The 14,798-nt window shown below is 56.6% G+C and carries 15 protein-coding genes and 1 riboswitch; of the genes, 7 read left to right on the forward strand and 8 right to left on the reverse strand.

All coding sequences use genetic code 11. The features are described 5' to 3' along the window. Positions 1–330 (forward strand): hypothetical protein (locus tag AC2FJZ_RS05145; RefSeq protein ID WP_496673498.1); only part of this gene is annotated, 330 nt, incomplete at its 5' end. Between the two features lie 63 nt (positions 331–393). Here the strand turns inward: AC2FJZ_RS05145 and AC2FJZ_RS05150 are convergent. Genes AC2FJZ_RS05150 through AC2FJZ_RS05160 form a run of 3 tightly spaced genes read right to left on the reverse strand, consistent with a single transcriptional unit; the run spans position 394 to position 5,015 of the window. Next, the gene (locus tag AC2FJZ_RS05150) at positions 394–2,037 is read right to left on the reverse strand and encodes a sulfatase-like hydrolase/transferase (protein ID WP_496776305.1); all 1,644 of its coding nucleotides are present in this window, start codon (positions 2,035–2,037) and stop codon (positions 394–396) included. 58 nt (positions 2,038–2,095) lie between these two features. Further along, on the reverse strand, positions 2,096–3,127 hold the full coding sequence (locus AC2FJZ_RS05155; RefSeq protein WP_496776306.1) for a TAXI family TRAP transporter solute-binding subunit: 1,032 nt from the start codon (positions 3,125–3,127) through the stop codon (positions 2,096–2,098). A gap of 19 nt (positions 3,128–3,146) precedes the next feature. Beyond that, complete coding sequence (locus AC2FJZ_RS05160) at positions 3,147–5,015, reverse strand: TRAP transporter permease (RefSeq protein WP_496776307.1); 1,869 nt, start codon at positions 5,013–5,015, stop codon at positions 3,147–3,149. A 127-nt stretch (positions 5,016–5,142) separates the two neighbouring features. Between AC2FJZ_RS05160 and AC2FJZ_RS05165 the strand changes: the two genes are divergently transcribed. Next, on the forward strand, positions 5,143–5,925 hold the full coding sequence (locus tag AC2FJZ_RS05165) for a helix-turn-helix domain-containing protein (RefSeq protein WP_496673486.1): 783 nt from the start codon (positions 5,143–5,145) through the stop codon (positions 5,923–5,925). A gap of 399 nt (positions 5,926–6,324) precedes the next feature. Here the strand turns inward: AC2FJZ_RS05165 and AC2FJZ_RS05170 are convergent, their stop codons facing one another. Both AC2FJZ_RS05170 and AC2FJZ_RS05175 read right to left on the reverse strand, forming a co-directional pair. After that, the gene (locus AC2FJZ_RS05170; RefSeq protein ID WP_496776308.1) at positions 6,325–7,086 is read right to left on the reverse strand and encodes an FG-GAP repeat domain-containing protein; all 762 of its coding nucleotides are present in this window, start codon (positions 7,084–7,086) and stop codon (positions 6,325–6,327) included. Beyond that, complete coding sequence (locus AC2FJZ_RS05175) at positions 7,086–7,409, reverse strand: 2Fe-2S iron-sulfur cluster-binding protein (protein ID WP_050602627.1); 324 nt, start codon at positions 7,407–7,409, stop codon at positions 7,086–7,088. The genes AC2FJZ_RS05170 and AC2FJZ_RS05175 overlap by 1 nt, the downstream gene beginning before the upstream one ends. Before the next feature lie 127 nt (positions 7,410–7,536). Here AC2FJZ_RS05175 and AC2FJZ_RS05180 point away from each other — a divergent pair, with 127 nt between their 5' ends. The 3 genes from AC2FJZ_RS05180 (at position 7,537) to AC2FJZ_RS05190 (ending at position 9,779) form a co-directional block, all read left to right on the forward strand. Further along, on the forward strand, positions 7,537–7,911 hold the full coding sequence (locus tag AC2FJZ_RS05180; RefSeq protein WP_050602626.1) for an OB-fold nucleic acid binding domain-containing protein: 375 nt from the start codon (positions 7,537–7,539) through the stop codon (positions 7,909–7,911). Between the two features lie 85 nt (positions 7,912–7,996). Further along, positions 7,997–9,025 carry a VOC family protein gene (locus AC2FJZ_RS05185; protein ID WP_496776309.1) on the forward strand — a complete coding sequence of 343 codons (1,029 nt, stop codon included), beginning with the start codon at positions 7,997–7,999 and terminating at the stop codon, positions 9,023–9,025. Between the two features lie 262 nt (positions 9,026–9,287). Continuing rightward, on the forward strand, positions 9,288–9,779 hold the full coding sequence (locus AC2FJZ_RS05190) for a hypothetical protein (protein WP_496776310.1): 492 nt from the start codon (positions 9,288–9,290) through the stop codon (positions 9,777–9,779). A gap of 316 nt (positions 9,780–10,095) precedes the next feature. Here the strand turns inward: AC2FJZ_RS05190 and AC2FJZ_RS05195 are convergent, their stop codons facing one another. From AC2FJZ_RS05195 to AC2FJZ_RS05205, 3 genes are all read right to left on the reverse strand, one after another. Further along, positions 10,096–10,785: a glutathione S-transferase N-terminal domain-containing protein gene (locus tag AC2FJZ_RS05195; protein ID WP_496776311.1), complete on the reverse strand. Its 690-nt coding sequence runs from the start codon at positions 10,783–10,785 to the stop codon at positions 10,096–10,098. 355 nt (positions 10,786–11,140) lie between these two features. Continuing rightward, complete coding sequence (locus tag AC2FJZ_RS05200) at positions 11,141–11,440, reverse strand: alpha/beta hydrolase (protein WP_496776313.1); 300 nt, start codon at positions 11,438–11,440, stop codon at positions 11,141–11,143. Then, positions 11,389–11,718: a hypothetical protein gene (locus AC2FJZ_RS05205; protein WP_496776316.1), complete on the reverse strand. Its 330-nt coding sequence runs from the start codon at positions 11,716–11,718 to the stop codon at positions 11,389–11,391. The genes AC2FJZ_RS05200 and AC2FJZ_RS05205 overlap by 52 nt, the downstream gene beginning before the upstream one ends. A gap of 137 nt (positions 11,719–11,855) precedes the next feature. After that, positions 11,856–11,933, forward strand: a riboswitch (SAM riboswitch). A gap of 61 nt (positions 11,934–11,994) precedes the next feature. On the opposite strand from AC2FJZ_RS05205, the gene metZ reads away from it, so the two are divergent. Further along, a complete protein-coding gene (gene metZ, locus AC2FJZ_RS05210) occupies positions 11,995–13,185 on the forward strand; it encodes an O-succinylhomoserine sulfhydrylase (RefSeq protein ID WP_496776318.1) in 1,191 nt (396 codons plus the stop codon). A 253-nt stretch (positions 13,186–13,438) separates the two neighbouring features. Then, positions 13,439–14,542, forward strand: coding sequence for a GTP cyclohydrolase FolE2 (folE2, locus tag AC2FJZ_RS05215; protein ID WP_496776320.1), 1,104 nt, complete (start codon positions 13,439–13,441; stop codon positions 14,540–14,542). Positions 14,543–14,798 lie beyond the last annotated feature (256 nt).

Below are 14,798 nucleotides of genomic sequence, written 5' to 3' on the forward strand. Positions count from 1 at the left end.
GCGCTGAAGACGAAACCGTTGTTGTCCCCTGTTGAGCGTGAGGGCGAGGAAACGGGCGAGAAGCAGAAATTCGCTGCGATATGCACAGAAGACTGCTTTGAGGGAAAACGTTCCTTTGCCGCACAAGTCCCAATGCCCGTCCCCAACTCGCTATGCACTGAGCGCTGCTGGACTCTGATCGCCGCGATGATTGTGACAACGGTTGCAGCGAACAAACCGTATTTTGGCGGCATCCTGGCGAAGATCGCAAAGGTTACCCCCTGGGCAAGACGATCCGTTGCATTGCTCAGCCTCGCCAACATATCGGCCTTGACCGAAGGGGCGGTCTGATACCGGAACCAAGGCCGAATCGGCGATAGCCTTCGCCACATCAAGTTTGCTCAGATCATTGCCTCAGGACGTCTTGCGAGCGGGATTTACCCCGTTTTCCGCCTGGTCCATGACCTCGCGCAACTCGTTTTCGTTGCGATAGCCAATCAGGATCCCTGCCATGGCTTCGCCCAAACCAGGATTGCGCCCGGCGATCTGCGCGTCTGACATAGTTGTGCGCTGGGATGTCCTCCGGGCCCAGCCAAAGAAAAGTAGCTCCAGCCGTGCCCGCTCCTCTGAAAAAGCCGGGTCGGTGCCCAGATCGGTAAATTCGTCGGGGTCTGTAGCGACGTCAAAAAGCATGGGTCGGAACCCTTCCGCAAATATGTATTTCCATCGTCCGTCGAACAGCATTGTTAACTTGGCATCTTTGACTTCGACCCCAAGACGCCTGCGCACATCGCGCATCGAGTAGTCGTATTCGGACACCGCAAAATCCCGCACGTTGTCTGCCTGTCCGTGTAGTATCGGTAGCAGCGACCGGCCTTCGATGATATGGGGCACCGACGCGCCGCCAAAGTAGTCGAGGATCGTGGGCACGACATCGATCGCCTCGATCAAGGCCGAAGATTTTAGACCGCGGGTCGTGTTGGCCTCAGGGCTGGGATCGACGACGATCAGTGGGATGCGGGCCGAGGCGTCATGAAACAGCTCTTTCTCGCCCATCCAGTGATCACCCAGATAGTCGCCATGGTCGGAAGTGAAGATGATCATCGTATCGTCCGCAATCCCCTGTTCTTCGACAAACTCCATCAGTCGGCCGATCTGATCGTCCAGTTGTTTGATCAGGCCCATATAGGCTGTCAGAACCCGAGTCCGGGCGGTGTCGTCGCAAAAGGCCCGCGAAACGCGCTCTTGCATGAATGCGCCGTAGACGGGATGGGGATCGGCCTTTTCGGCCTCGCTGCGCACCGGGTCCCGATGGGTCTCTGGACCGTACATCTCATGGTAAGGGGGCGGGACGATATAGGGCCAATGTGGTTTGATATAGCTAAGGTGCAGGCACCACGGGGTGTCGCCCGCTTCGCGGATGAAATCCATCGCTCGCCCGGTTATATAGGGCGTTTCGCTGTCCTCGTCGGCGGCGCGCGCGGGCTTATCGGCGTTGTCAAGGAACCAGCCGCTGAGGATATTTCCCTCTGCGTCCTCGGCGCTGTTGGCGACGCTCTGCCAAGGATTCTCGTCTGGCCAGCCGCGCTCTTTCATGTGGGTGTCATAGGCTGTGTTGCGCGGATATCGGAGGCCGTCCGGATGCAGCCCGTCTTCCCGCTCAAAGGGTTCAAATCCACATTCCGACACCAGCACACCAATCTCGCTGTCAGGCGACAGGCCAAGGCGACGCATCCCCTCGACATCGGCGGTCATGTGTGTTTTGCCGCAAAGTGCGGCGCGAACACCCAATGGGCGCAGGTGATCACCCAGGGTCAACTCGCCGACTTTCAGCGGTATGTTGTTCCAGGTCGACCCGTGAGAACTGGCATAGCGCCCAGTGTAAAACGACATGCGAGATGGGCCGCAAATCGGCGATTGCACATAAGCGCGGTCGAACAACACGCCACGCTTGGCAAGCCCGTCAATATTAGGCGTGTGCAGATGGGGATGCCCAGTGCAGGAGAGGTAATCCCACCGAAGCTGATCGCACATGATAAAAAGAACGTTCTTGGGCATGATACCGGACCACCTGATTATTAGGTCGGGACCTTTCCGCCCCGACAGTTTTTTGGGGTTACATACGAGCGGCGTCGGGGATCGCCACGCCCAGCTCCTCAAGCGCGCGCAGCGCACCTGGGTGCAACGGCATGTTGATATCGGCCACTGCTGCTTCCGGATTGACGGCCTCTAACCATGGCGCACTCTCGCCCATCTCGGCAACTCCAGCGAAGAAAGACTTGGTCATTTCGTAGACCATCGTCTCGTCAGCGTCTTCGTTGGTGACGATTCCGACGGTAACACGCAGCGTGGTCACGTCGCCCTCGTTTTGCTGGTTGTCACCATACACACCGGCAGGAAGAGTGCCCAAGCCAAAGCCGGGACGGTTTGCCAACGCCTTGACACCATCGGTTTCCAATTTGTCTTTCGGGATGCCCAGGAATCGGATCGGATTGGTCACGGCGATTTGCGTCAGTACCGGGCTTGGCGCGTTTGTCGGGTTGCAATAGACATCGAGATTGCCATCCTGGAACGACGCCGCTGCCGCATCCCAGCCGAGCTTCACAGCTTCGTAGTCCGTGCCTTCTTCCAGATCAGCCACCGCTTTGAACAGGCGCTTCATCGTGGCGAAAGCCGCACCTCCCGGAGGGCCGAGGAAGACCCGTTTGCCACGGACCTCGTCCAGCGATTTGATACCCGAGGATTCGTAGACCGCGATATGGTAGACACCCATCGGGAAGTTCAGCACAGCGCGCAGTTTCTTGGACAACGCGGGGGCCTGGTCAAGCTTTGCGAACATTGCTTTCTGATTGGACATTAGCGCATGCAGTGCTGGAGATGTCATACAGAACTGGGTTTCCCCCATTGCCACTTCAAGCACGTGGCGTGTGGCTGCGCCGGTGGCGTTGATTTGGATTTCGTAGTCCGGCAATTCGCGGTTCACGATGTTTGCAAAAGTTGTCATAATCAGGTTCGGGCTGGTGCCCGGTCCGAGTGTCGACATCCGTAACAGCTCCTTGGCCATTGCTGCGCGGGGTAGAAGCGCAAGAGTAGTTGCCGCCGCTGCGTTGGCCAGTACCGCTCGGCGGTTCAGTTTGGTGGCTTTCATGGGTTGGTCCTCCTTGCCGTCATGAAAATTGATTTTTTTTTGTCATCAGACCCAACCGGTCGAAATACATCAAGCCGATGGCGCAAGCCGCGGCGATCCACGAAACGATGGGCCCGAAAAAGATAAGGCCGATTGCGAGGGCAAGCCCAATGGGCGTCATGTATCCCTTGCCTCGGCGGGGATAACAGGCGCGAGAAATCAGGATCGTGGCGAGCAAAACGAACAGGATCGCCTGTACCGATTCCACAACTGTAAACCCGGTGCCCAGCAGCAAAGCCGGTTTGTAGATAAACGCAAACGGGATCACGAAACCCGGCAGCGCCAGCCGCGACGCTTCCAGTGCCGTGCTCATGGGGGCGGACCCCGCGATTGGTGCCGCCGCGAAAGCGGCGAGCGCTACAGGTGGCGTGATTGCTGACAGGACGCCGAAATAGAGCACAAACATATGTGTATGAACGATCGGCACACCCAGCTTTTGCAGGGAAGGTCCCATGACCAGGACGATGATTAGATAAGCTGGAACCGTGGGCATGCCCATGCCCAGAAGCAGGCAAGCGATGGCCATCAGGATCAGCGACAGGATCAATTGGTCTTCGGCGAGGCTTGACAACAGCGAGGCAAAGCGCAGGCCTACTCCGGTGAGGTTGAGCACGCCAATGACGATCCCCACTGCGCCTACGATCACCACAAGCTGGGCCGAAATCAACCCAGCCGACCGGATGAACTTAAGCCAGGCCTGACCGTCGAACAGCAGGTCGGGTCGGATCGCAAAACCCATGGCTGCCGCCATCGCGACACCGACAAAACCGGCATAAGCTGGCGAGGCGCCGCCAACCATTGTCACCACGATCCCGGCCAGAGAGATAGCAAAGATCGCCATCTGTACAAGCTCGCGCCAGTTGAACTGGACTTTCTCGCGGGTCTCGTCGTCGACCAGATCCATGTTGCGTGCAGCGCTCGAGATGGCGACAAAAAGGCCGCCATAATAGAGCAACGCAGGCACGGCGGCAGCGGCACAGATGGTCAGGTAAGGTACGTTTGTTACATCGGCCATGATAAAGGCGACGGCACCCATAATCGGTGGGGTGATCTGCCCCCCGCTTGAGGCGGCTGATTCCACAGCCGCAGCGAACCGTGGCGAAAACCCACGCTTCTTAATGAGCGGAATGGTGATGACGCCAGTACCCACTACATTCGCAACCGCAGAGCCCGAGATCGTGCCAAAAAGCCCGCTGGCGACGGTCGCCGCGGCTGCAGGACCGGACCGCAGTCGCCCGGTTGCGGCCAGCGCAAGGCGCACCAGCACCAAGTCAATGGCCAGAAATTCAAGCAGCGCACCAAACAGAATGAAGATCAGAATGGTCGACACAACTGTGGCCATGGGCCGCCCAAAAACACCGTCGAAAGAGAACCACAATACAGTTAAAAGTTCGCCGGTAGAAATGCCCGCGTGCCTAAGAAAACCAGGTGCCAAATGGCCAAAAGCGCCGTAGGACAGCACGACTCCGGCGACCAGTGCCATGACCAACCCGACAGATCTGCGTGTCAGTTCTACGACCGCAATCAAACCAAAAAGACCCATCCAGATATCCTTGGATGTCAGGAAATACAGCCCGGTTTCGATCTCTTCGGCAGCCCGGAAGTACTGATAGACGCCAAGCGAAAGCGCGACAGCGGTGAGAGTCAAAAAAAAGCGATTCCAGGGACTGTCCGACTTTCCGAAACTCGAAAGGATTACAAGCAGACCGCCGACCAACAGCATGCCGACCCGCAAAAAGGAATCTGAAAAGACGCCGAATACCGAAACGTAAAGGACGACGCTGACCACGATCAGAGACAATAGCAAGATGACATAGTCCGCGAGCGCGGACGTGTTGAGGTTTGGCACGGTGTCCTCCCTTTTGCGTCTACTCCGGCATTCCCCGCTCTCCCTTCGAGGTGCGCGACGCATGGAGAGAAAGTATTGGACAGCTACATTCTTGTCGAATAACCGTTCCACCAGGTGGAACGAAGTAATGGCAAAACTAAACCGCTCAATCAACCGTGGCCTGGCTGTGCTTGAGGTCGTCCATACGTCTGGCACGGTTTCGCTGGCCGTTCTCGCAGCTCAGACAGCCCTGCCCAAACCGACTTTGTTACGTATTTGTGCAACGCTCGAAGCGCGTCGCTGGTTGTTGCGCCGAAGCAGCGACGGTAATTACCAGCTTGGCTCGGCCTTTCCGCTGGGCGACGGCTCACCGAACCTTACCGACCGCGTTGTTGCGGTCGGTAAGGATGTGATTGTGCAGCTAAGCCGTGAAACGGGGCTGGGCGTTGATTTGGCTGCGGGGATCGGTGGCGGACGGATTGAGATCGTCGACACCACTCGAGTATTCAATATGCATGGTGTTCACCCGGACAGCGTAGGTTTCCGTCCATCGCCTATCCTGTCAGCGTTAGGCACAGCCTTCTTGTTTGCGCTTTCGGGTGCCGATCGAGCGCAGGCGCTACAAGATCTTGCCGACCGGTTGCCCCGTGAAGACCTCCAAGCATTGCCCAGGCTCGCAACAATTCTAAAAAGCATTGAAGAACGAGGATATGCAATCCGAGCGGAAGGGCATTGGGGCCGGGCGGTGGATTACGGTGCATTGCCAGGCGCCGTCGCTGTACCCATTCTCGCCGACAAAAACCCTATCGGCGCCGTTAATCTGGTATGGAACGCCAGTGAGCGTTCGGTGGACGCTGTCGTAAGAGATCACCACGCTCAGCTTCAATCAGCTGCGCGCATTATTGGCCGAAATTATGCCGAACTGGGCTGACAGGGTGTGGGCTTGTGATGCTTCTGCACAGGTCCGCAAAGTTTGCAGTTCCACTACTGACGATTTGAAGCTTTCTGCAATATGCTTGAATGGCCGAAAATTCTGCTGTGTTGCATGGCGGCTTTTCTTGATGCTATGGCGAAAGATCTGCTGCGCGCGTATAGCGCAATTTCATCGCTTCCGGGATGCGCTCGATTCGGACTTTCGCCGCAGCCTATACCGATGTCCACTATGGGCCGATTTTGACGTTCGCGCTTGGGCAATGCCCCTGGGATCACAGTCAGAGGTGAAAACTTCTCGACCACAACTGAAAGTACAACTAACGAACGGGCTAAGGGCGCTGCCCCCTCGGCCTTGCGGCCTCACCCCCAGGATATTTTGGGCTAGATGAAGAGCGGATCAGCAATTCAGGGCTGATGAGAGGTTATCCCGACGTTTGAGCGGGCCAAGGTCGGTCACGTGCCAGCCATCCTTATAGGAAACACTAATGATCCGTGCCCAGTCCGCGCTGGCGACGATCAGTTCGGGATGGTCGTCGCATATGCGTAGCCCGCCGGAAATGAAGTCCTCACCGATCTTGTGATTTGTCAAACCGGGCAGAGCAGCGATTTCGGTCAGGCCACCGTCTTTGAAGCGCCAGACGCGCAGTGTTTTGGCGAGGTGCGGACGGTCGATATAGGCGATTTCGACATGGCCATCGCCATCCAGATCGGCGGCGCCGATTGGGGCGAGCCAGCGGAAACGGGTGCCAATATGGGGCGTGGCGGCGACTTTCTTGCCGCTTGCGTCGTAGATGGAGAGCTGTGCGCCAAGTTGGTCCTGAGATTCGACGACAATCGCCTCGGGCGTGCCGTCCGCACCAATGTCCAAAAGCCGTGGTGCGAGATCTTCAAAAACGCGATCTTCGGATAGGCGAATGGTTACGGTCTTTAGGTTTGAATCGGTATTTTGAACACGGAGTTCCAATGCACCATATTCAACATTGTCGCCCAAGACCCCATGCGCATAGCGTGTGGTTGGTTCTGTAAATTTGGCCGCTTTAATTTGATCGGCAGCTGTTGCTGTGCCAAAGGCCGATGCCCAAAGGCACAGAGTTGTCAGTGCGCCGCGTGCCCGGGTTCGCCACAGGCGGGCGGACAGGCGCGGCGCTTTGGAGATCATCAGATCTGTTTTTCCGGCATCTGCACGACCAGACCGTCCAGCGCGTCGGTGACCTTGATCTGGCACGTCAGGCGAGAGCGGGCCGGGTCGGGCTCATAGGCAAAGTCCAGCATGTCTTCTTCCATGTCATCCTTGGCCGGGATCTTCTCGACCCAGTCGGCGTGGATATAGACATGGCAGGTCGAGCAGGCGCAGGCGCCGCCGCAATCGGCCTCGATGCCGGGAATGTTGTTGTCACGGGCCCCTTCCATGACGGTCAGTCCGTTGGCGACCTCGACAGTGTGTTCGGTACCGCCGTGCTCGACATAGGTGATCTTTGCCATTGCGTGCGTCTTCCTTTTGCGATGTTCGAATTCTTCCTTAGTCAAGGCATTTAGGTCTTTCCAGCCTCATTTGCGACTCCTGAGGCCGTGTCTGGACTTTCTTGGCGTTTGTTCTATTTTTGTTCTCATGCTTGTTACCTCTTTTCATCCTGTGGTTTCCAACCAGAACTGGCCACGTCCGCCATCTTGTTTGCCGTCAAACCAGTTGACCGCACCGCCCGAGGGCGCGCGCGTGGCCGTGGCCGGGCTGGTTATCCTGCGGCAGAGGCCGGGGACGGCCAAGGGGGTGATCTTTCTGACGCTCGAGGATGAGACCGGGATCGTGAATGTGGTGGTGTGGCGCAAAATTTACGAGCAATTCCGCCGCGCGGTGATTTCAGGGCGATTGCTGAAGGTGACGGGCCGGATGCAGCGGGCGCATTCGGTGACTCATGTGATTGCGGAAGAGATCGAAGATATCTCGGGCATGCTGGATGTGCTGGTGCGGGGTGAGGGGCATTAAAGCAATCTGCGTATAGTCTGGCCTCTGGACAGGGCGCTTTGCCGGTCATAGCTCGGACAGGTATCGAAGCGGATAAGAGGGTGCGATGGCAAACGGACATTTTCTGTGGACGGACCTGTCCACCTACGACATGCGTGCTGCCAGAGCGGACTATGCCGAGTTATTCGATTGGTCATTTGGCAAAGAAGATACCTATGACTTTGCCACCATCGGCGGGCAGGAAGTCGCGGCGGTTTTCCCGATGCCGGATCGCTTGGCAAAAATAAACATGCCGTCTTTTTGGATGTCTTATGTCCATGTCGATGATCTGGACGCGAAAGTTGAAAGCGCCCGGACACATGAGGGCGTCATCATCGAGGTAGAACCTCACCCCTTCGGCGACGCAGCGCGTATCGCGCTGGTTCGGGATCCATCTGGCGCAGGCTTTACGATGTATGAAGGGCCGGACATCCAGACCGGAGCGCCGGGAATAGGCAAGGTTATAAGCCGATTTCACCACGTTCCTGACATCACGCTGATCGCACCGTTTTATGCGGACCTGTTTGGGTGGCGCTTTGAGAAAAGCTCAGCAAGCCCATGGCCATGCTATGAAATACGCCATCCCGACGGAGCAGTTATCGCACAGGCCGAAGAGGTGCCCGAGGCCATCCGTGGAAAGTTTCGCTATTGGATGCCGTGTTTTGGTGTCAGGTCGGTTGGCGATACCCTTCGGCAAATCGAGGCACGGGATGGGCATCATCACAATGACTTGCCAGAGGGGCGCGTTTTGGTGTCAGACCGGCAAGGGGCTCATTTCATGATCCAGAATGCGGGTCAGAATGCCGCTGCGGTCGGTAAAACCCCGCATGCGACCGAAAGAAATACGACCGATGGAATAGCCTGGAAGTCGCTGGTCGCATTGGCTTGTGTCTGGCTGGCCGTGATCATGGATTTACAGGTGTTCTGGGGTGTCCTGTTTTTGATCTGGACATGTCTGGCGCTAAAATCCGGGCGCGCCGACTTTGTTGAACCAATTGACCGCGCGACTCGACCTTTGATGTTTTGGCTGATCACCGGAACATGGATAGTTCTGAGTTCTTGGGTGATACTCGGGTCGGTTTTCGGCGGCTGGTGATCCCCTTCGAGGTTGAAAGGGGACCGGCGATGGATCAGTTGATTTTCAATCGCTTGCACCCATGCGAAAATTTCCGTTCAGGCAGGAAGAAATCCTCATTTTTAACCCACCTAAGTGCATAAAGCGCTTTTCCGCCAATCTGGCGTCCGTTGGTCGACTCTCAGAAGTAAGGCAGGTATCTGAATGCGTCTTTGCGCGTCGGCCTGTGTTCGGGATTAGGTTTGATCATGCAATACTCAACATCTTCTCAGAGTCAGTCGGGATGACCAACGTAACACAACATAAATCGCTCGATGAAACCACCGATCTTGAGGAAAACCACCTCCGTAACCGCCTTGCTGAACTCGTAAAACTCACGCGGTCAAAGGGGTGTGTACACACCGCCAGAATGATCGAAGAGGCGTTAAGCGCATACGTCTTCGAGTGTAAACACCTTGGGGTCGCTGAAGAATACCGTTCAGAGTTGCAGCATCTGAAGGGCACGGAATTTTCACGGTCGATAGGGGACACGGACCGGAAACAGCGTGGGGTTCCGAATTTCAGTTCGAGGCGCTCCAGACTGCCGGATAGTTTCCCCTTCGATACCACCAGCACATCAGTCGACCCGGTGCGGAAGACAACGTCAAAGCAATCAGCACTTGTCTTGACGACCGGGATGCGTGTTGACGGCAGGAACATAACAAAGTTGCGCAGCGGGCATTGGACAGGCAAACCGATGCGCTTTCCTGCGGAGCCTGAATTCCAGTTTCGTTGACAAACTGCGCCGTGCTCAAAGCCTTGAATGGGCTTCATCGTGTTCTAAGGTAGGGAAGCTTTGCTGTAGAGCAGGATCAAATCTGCTATGGCGTGGTTATGAAAGCATCAGGGCCGATGCAGGCCAATATGGCTTTTCGGGGAATGCGCCTGCGTTCAGAACATGAGGCCATGTAAATATCTTCGTGCGTGTCGGCGATGTCCCATCACGCGATGGCGCGTAAATTTGCAAAAGTACTTCTGTCCTGAAACGCTGTATCAAAGCCTGCGGTTGGCACGTTCATTTCACACGGATCGTTGCCGATTTCTACTCGCATTCAACGCTTGAACAAAACCCCTTGCGATTGCCTGTCCCGGTGATCCCCACGCAGGTCAGCGTGCAATGCACGGCCAGCCTGGACGCCGGGGCGGGCGCTGACGGTTTCAAGCCAGCGGGCGAAATGAGGCGTGTTTTCAAGTACATGCTGCTGCCCTTCCCACAGGCTGGCCCAGCCCCAGATTGACATGTCGGCGATGGAATAAAAATCGCCCGCGACGTACTCGTTCTCTGCCAATCGGCGATCCAACACGCCGTATAGACGGGCGACCTCGGTGCGGTAGCGGTCCTTGGCATAAGGCAGGTCCTGTGGCGGGTCCAGCTGAGGGGCATATTTAAGAAAGTGATGCGCCTGACCGGCCATGGGGCCGACGCCGCCCATCTGCCACATCAGCCATTCCTCGACCGCAATCCGTTCACGTTCGGTCTTGCCATAAAACCGCCCGGTCTTGCGGGCCAGATACATCAGGATCGCACCGCTTTCGAACACGGAAACGGGCGCACCATCAGGACCATCGGGATCGACGATGGCAGGCATTCGGTTGTTGGGGGCGATCTTCAGAAACTCCGGGTCGAATTGATCGCCCTTGCCGATATTGATCAGGTGAGTGGTGTAAGGCAGTTCCATCTCTTCCAGGGCGATGGAAACTTTCCAGCCGTTTGGCGTGGGCCAGAAATACAGGTCGATCATGGTATCTCCTCAGGTTGCAGAGATCATGAGGCTTTCTGGGCAAACGGCAAGAGGGCTTGAGGCCGAGGAAGAGCAAAAAGCCGTGACCAGCGACGATGCGATCGGGCGGGGACTCCAACGCGCAATGAAGTCAGGCTGAGGACATTCGGATCTCGTAACAAGGCGTTGTAGACCTGCAGGATACCCGGGCGGGTATAGCTGGACCAATGGCATACGCGGCGTACCGGAACTGTAATCGGAAAGATCAGTTTGGACAGATGATCCAGCGTTGCCGGGCAATCGATCTGCAAGGTGACCGCGTTTACCGCTTCAAGACCATTGCCAATGCTGCGATCCCCTTTTTGGGGTGGTTGAATCAGCAACTCGTATAAGGCGTCGAACAGGTCGTTCTCGCGTTTATGACATTGATGAATTCGACGTGTTGCCCCGCAGGGGTGGCTAGCGCTTGAATGGTTCGGCTGTGATACGCAGCACCGGTCATCGAAATGATTCGGATCAGCGCTTTGGGAGGAATGTGTTGCAACGCCTCCAGCACCAGTTCAGTACCCATCGAGTGGCCTAGGAAATGGATAGGGCGACTTGGGTTCAGGCTGTGCAGTTCGGTTATGGTTTCAGCCAGTACGCGCCCGGCCTCAATGGCACGGCGATGTGCCACCCGAACGCGATGGCCAGACCTTCGTCTTCGAACCCGGCCCCAAAGCCCAGTTGTTGCGGCCCGCTTGGGCTGTACCAGGGCGCGGCCCCGGGTTGCCAAGACAGAATATGCCGGTGAGGGCAGTCGTTCACATCGTCCGGTCGGTATTTGTAGCCGTGGGTCATGATGACAACCGGGCCGTCTGTACCGCTGGCTTGTCGCTGAACCTCCATCACGGGACGGGACCTACCGTGCAGATGGGCCTGATCGTCTACAGCATTGATCCTGATAATTGGCATTGGCTCTGCCTCACACAAGATGTTGTGGTGCCGCTCTGTCATAGCGCTATGACGTTTTGGTGAATGCTTGGTTACAGAGCCGTGACGATGCGCCTGCCGGGGTTGACGAATTTGCGAGTGCGGCGTAAGGGCAACATCACAGAACACGTGGCGATTTGTTACCGGATTGCGGGCCACGCTAAACAACACCGCTAAAAGGTCAGGATGAAAGACCCCTTTCGCTTGGCCGCGTCTGGGGTTTTTTGTTTGCCTCCGCCGGAGGCTGAAAGGAAAGAGATGAGCGAGAACTGGAACAAACGCACCCAAGCCGTCCATGGCGGCATCCGCCGCAGTCAATATAACGAAGTGAGCGAGGCGATTTTCCTGACGCAGGGCTTTGTTTATGAAAATGCTGAACAGGCCGAGGCCCGGTTTCTGGAATGCGGCCCCGATGAGTTCATCTATGCCCGTTATGGCAACCCCACCGTGTCGATGTTCGAACAGCGCATCGCGGCGCTGGAAGGGGCCGAAGACGCCTTTGCGACGGCATCGGGCATGGCGGCTGTCAATGGTGCGTTGACCTCAATGCTGAAGGCTGGCGACCATATTGTGTCCGCCAAAGCGTTGTTCGGGTCCTGTCTGTACATTGTCGAAAACATCCTGACCCGATTTGGCGTTGATGTGACCTTTGTTGACGGTACTGATCTTGAGCAATGGAAAGCTGCGATCCGGCCCAACACCAAGGCGGTGTTCTTCGAATCCATGTCGAACCCGACACTGGAAGTGATCGATATCGCGTCGGTGGCAAAGCTGGCCCATGCCGTTGGCGCCCTTGTCGTGGTAGACAACGTCTTCTCGACACCAGTCTTTTCGCGCGCGATCGAACAGGGTGCAGATGTCGTCATCTATTCGGCGACCAAACACATTGACGGTCAGGGCCGCGCGCTGGGCGGAGTGATCATCGGCACCCGGGATTTCATCCGCGGTACGGTCGAGCCGTACCTGAAGCACACCGGTGGTGCGCTTAGCCCGTTCAACGCCTGGGTCATGCTGAAAGGTCTGGAAACCATGGCTCTGCGCGTAAATGCGCAGGCTGAAAGCGCGCAAAAGATCGCTGAGGCTCTGGAAGGGAACCCAGCGCTGGAGCGTACCCTGTATCCCGGCCTGAAAACCCATGCGCAGAATGCACTGGTGCAGACGCAGCTTGGCGGCAAGGGCGGCACGGTTCTGTCGCTGGACATCAAAGGCGGCAAGGACGCGGCCTTTGCCTTTTTGAACGCGATGACAATCCCTGTGATTTCCAACAATCTGGGCGATGCCAAATCCATCGCAACGCACCCGGCCACAACGACGCACCAACGTCTGAGCGACGGGCAGAAAGACGAGTTGGGCATTGCGCCAGGACTGGTTCGTTTTTCTGTTGGTCTGGAAGACGTCAATGACCTTTTGGCCGATATTCAGCAGGCTTTGGAAGTCTCGCAGAAATAACCCGTATTAGCGCGCGCACTTTTTTTGTCGGGCTGTTACCTGACATCGGAGTGCCGCTTGAAAATCTATCCGGATGGGTTGCTTCTTGGGCTGCATCCCGCTGATAGAACCAAAAAAGGGCGCAAACCGTTTCAAATTGACGGTTTGGCGCCGCTTTTTTCGATCCGGACTGCTATTGCAAACGTATCGAGATAGACTGGAAAAGGAACTTCAGTCGTATATAGTTCGACGATCAATTGAGGAACCGCATCCGATGAACGTTCACCCGCGCGACATTGATGAGACACCTGACCGCGAAAAGGCTGCCGAGGCCCTGAAAGTGCTGCGGCAGTGGGCAAAATCGGCTTCCGCGTCCGAGATCAGCCAGTTGGACCCGGCGATCGCGCGTCTGGTGCCGGGGTTGGATGCGGTGAATTATCCGTCGCTCTCGCGCGAGTATCCAGAGGATTTCGCAGTAGATGCCGCTTATCGGGCGTCGTTGCCGGACTTGCAGAATGGTCCATCCAGCCTGATCCGCGGGGCCAAGCAGCAAATCCAGCATGTGGGCATTTCGAATTTCCGCCTGCCGATCCGTTTTCACCGGAAAGAGGGTGATGATCTGTCGCTTGAGACATCGATCACAGGTACCGTCAGTCTGGAGGCCGAGAAGAAGGGCATCAACATGTCCCGGATCATGCGATCGTTCTACAAACATGCGGAACGCACCTTCAGCTTCGAGGTTATGGAAGCAGCACTTGACGACTACATGACCGATCTGGACAGCTTTGATGCCCGCATTCAGATGCGGTTTTCCTACCCGGACAAGGTAAAGAGCCTGCGCTCGGGTCTGGAGGGCTATCAGTACTACGACATTGCGTTGGAACTGGTCGAACAAAACGGTGTGCGTCAGAAGATCATGCATCTGGATTATGTGTACTCCTCGACCTGTCCATGCTCGCTGGAACTAAGTGAACACGCCCGTTCCATGCGCGGGCAACTTGCAACGCCGCATTCACAGCGCTCGGTGGCGCGTATTTCGGTTGTGGTGGATTGCGATGCTGATTGCCTGTGGTTTGAAGACCTGATTGCGCTATGTCGTCGGGCCGTTCCGACCGAAACGCAGGTCATGGTCAAACGCGAGGACGAACAGGCTTTTGCCGAGCTGAACGCCGCCAACCCGATTTTCGTCGAAGACGCCGCGCGCCTGTTCTGTGCCGAGCTGTTGGCGGATCACCACGTGGGCGATTTCCGCGTCGTTGCCAGCCACCAAGAGAGTTTGCACAGCCATGACGCCGTGTCGATTCTGACCGAAGGCCCAACGTTTGAAACGCCTAGCTTGGACCCTCGATTGTTCACAACCCTGTTTCATGTTGGGTGAGTTCCCCCACGTAAGCGGTTAGAATTTAATCAGGGATTGCATCGACCAGCGTTTTTTTGCCGCAATGCAGCAAAAATGCTGCACTTGCGCATTGTTTGCCTGTATATTCAAAGAGAATGCAGCAGACGTACGCCTGCCTTCGGGAAGGTGTGCGTCCCCGAAAGGATACCGAGACGTGACACGCCTTGGACTGCAAGACCCCGACCACCGCGCGGCGAATCTGTGCGGGCGGGGTACCTTACCCCAAAAATTCGGG

The sequence above is a fragment of the Ruegeria sp. CDSA079 genome (assembly GCF_059612245.1).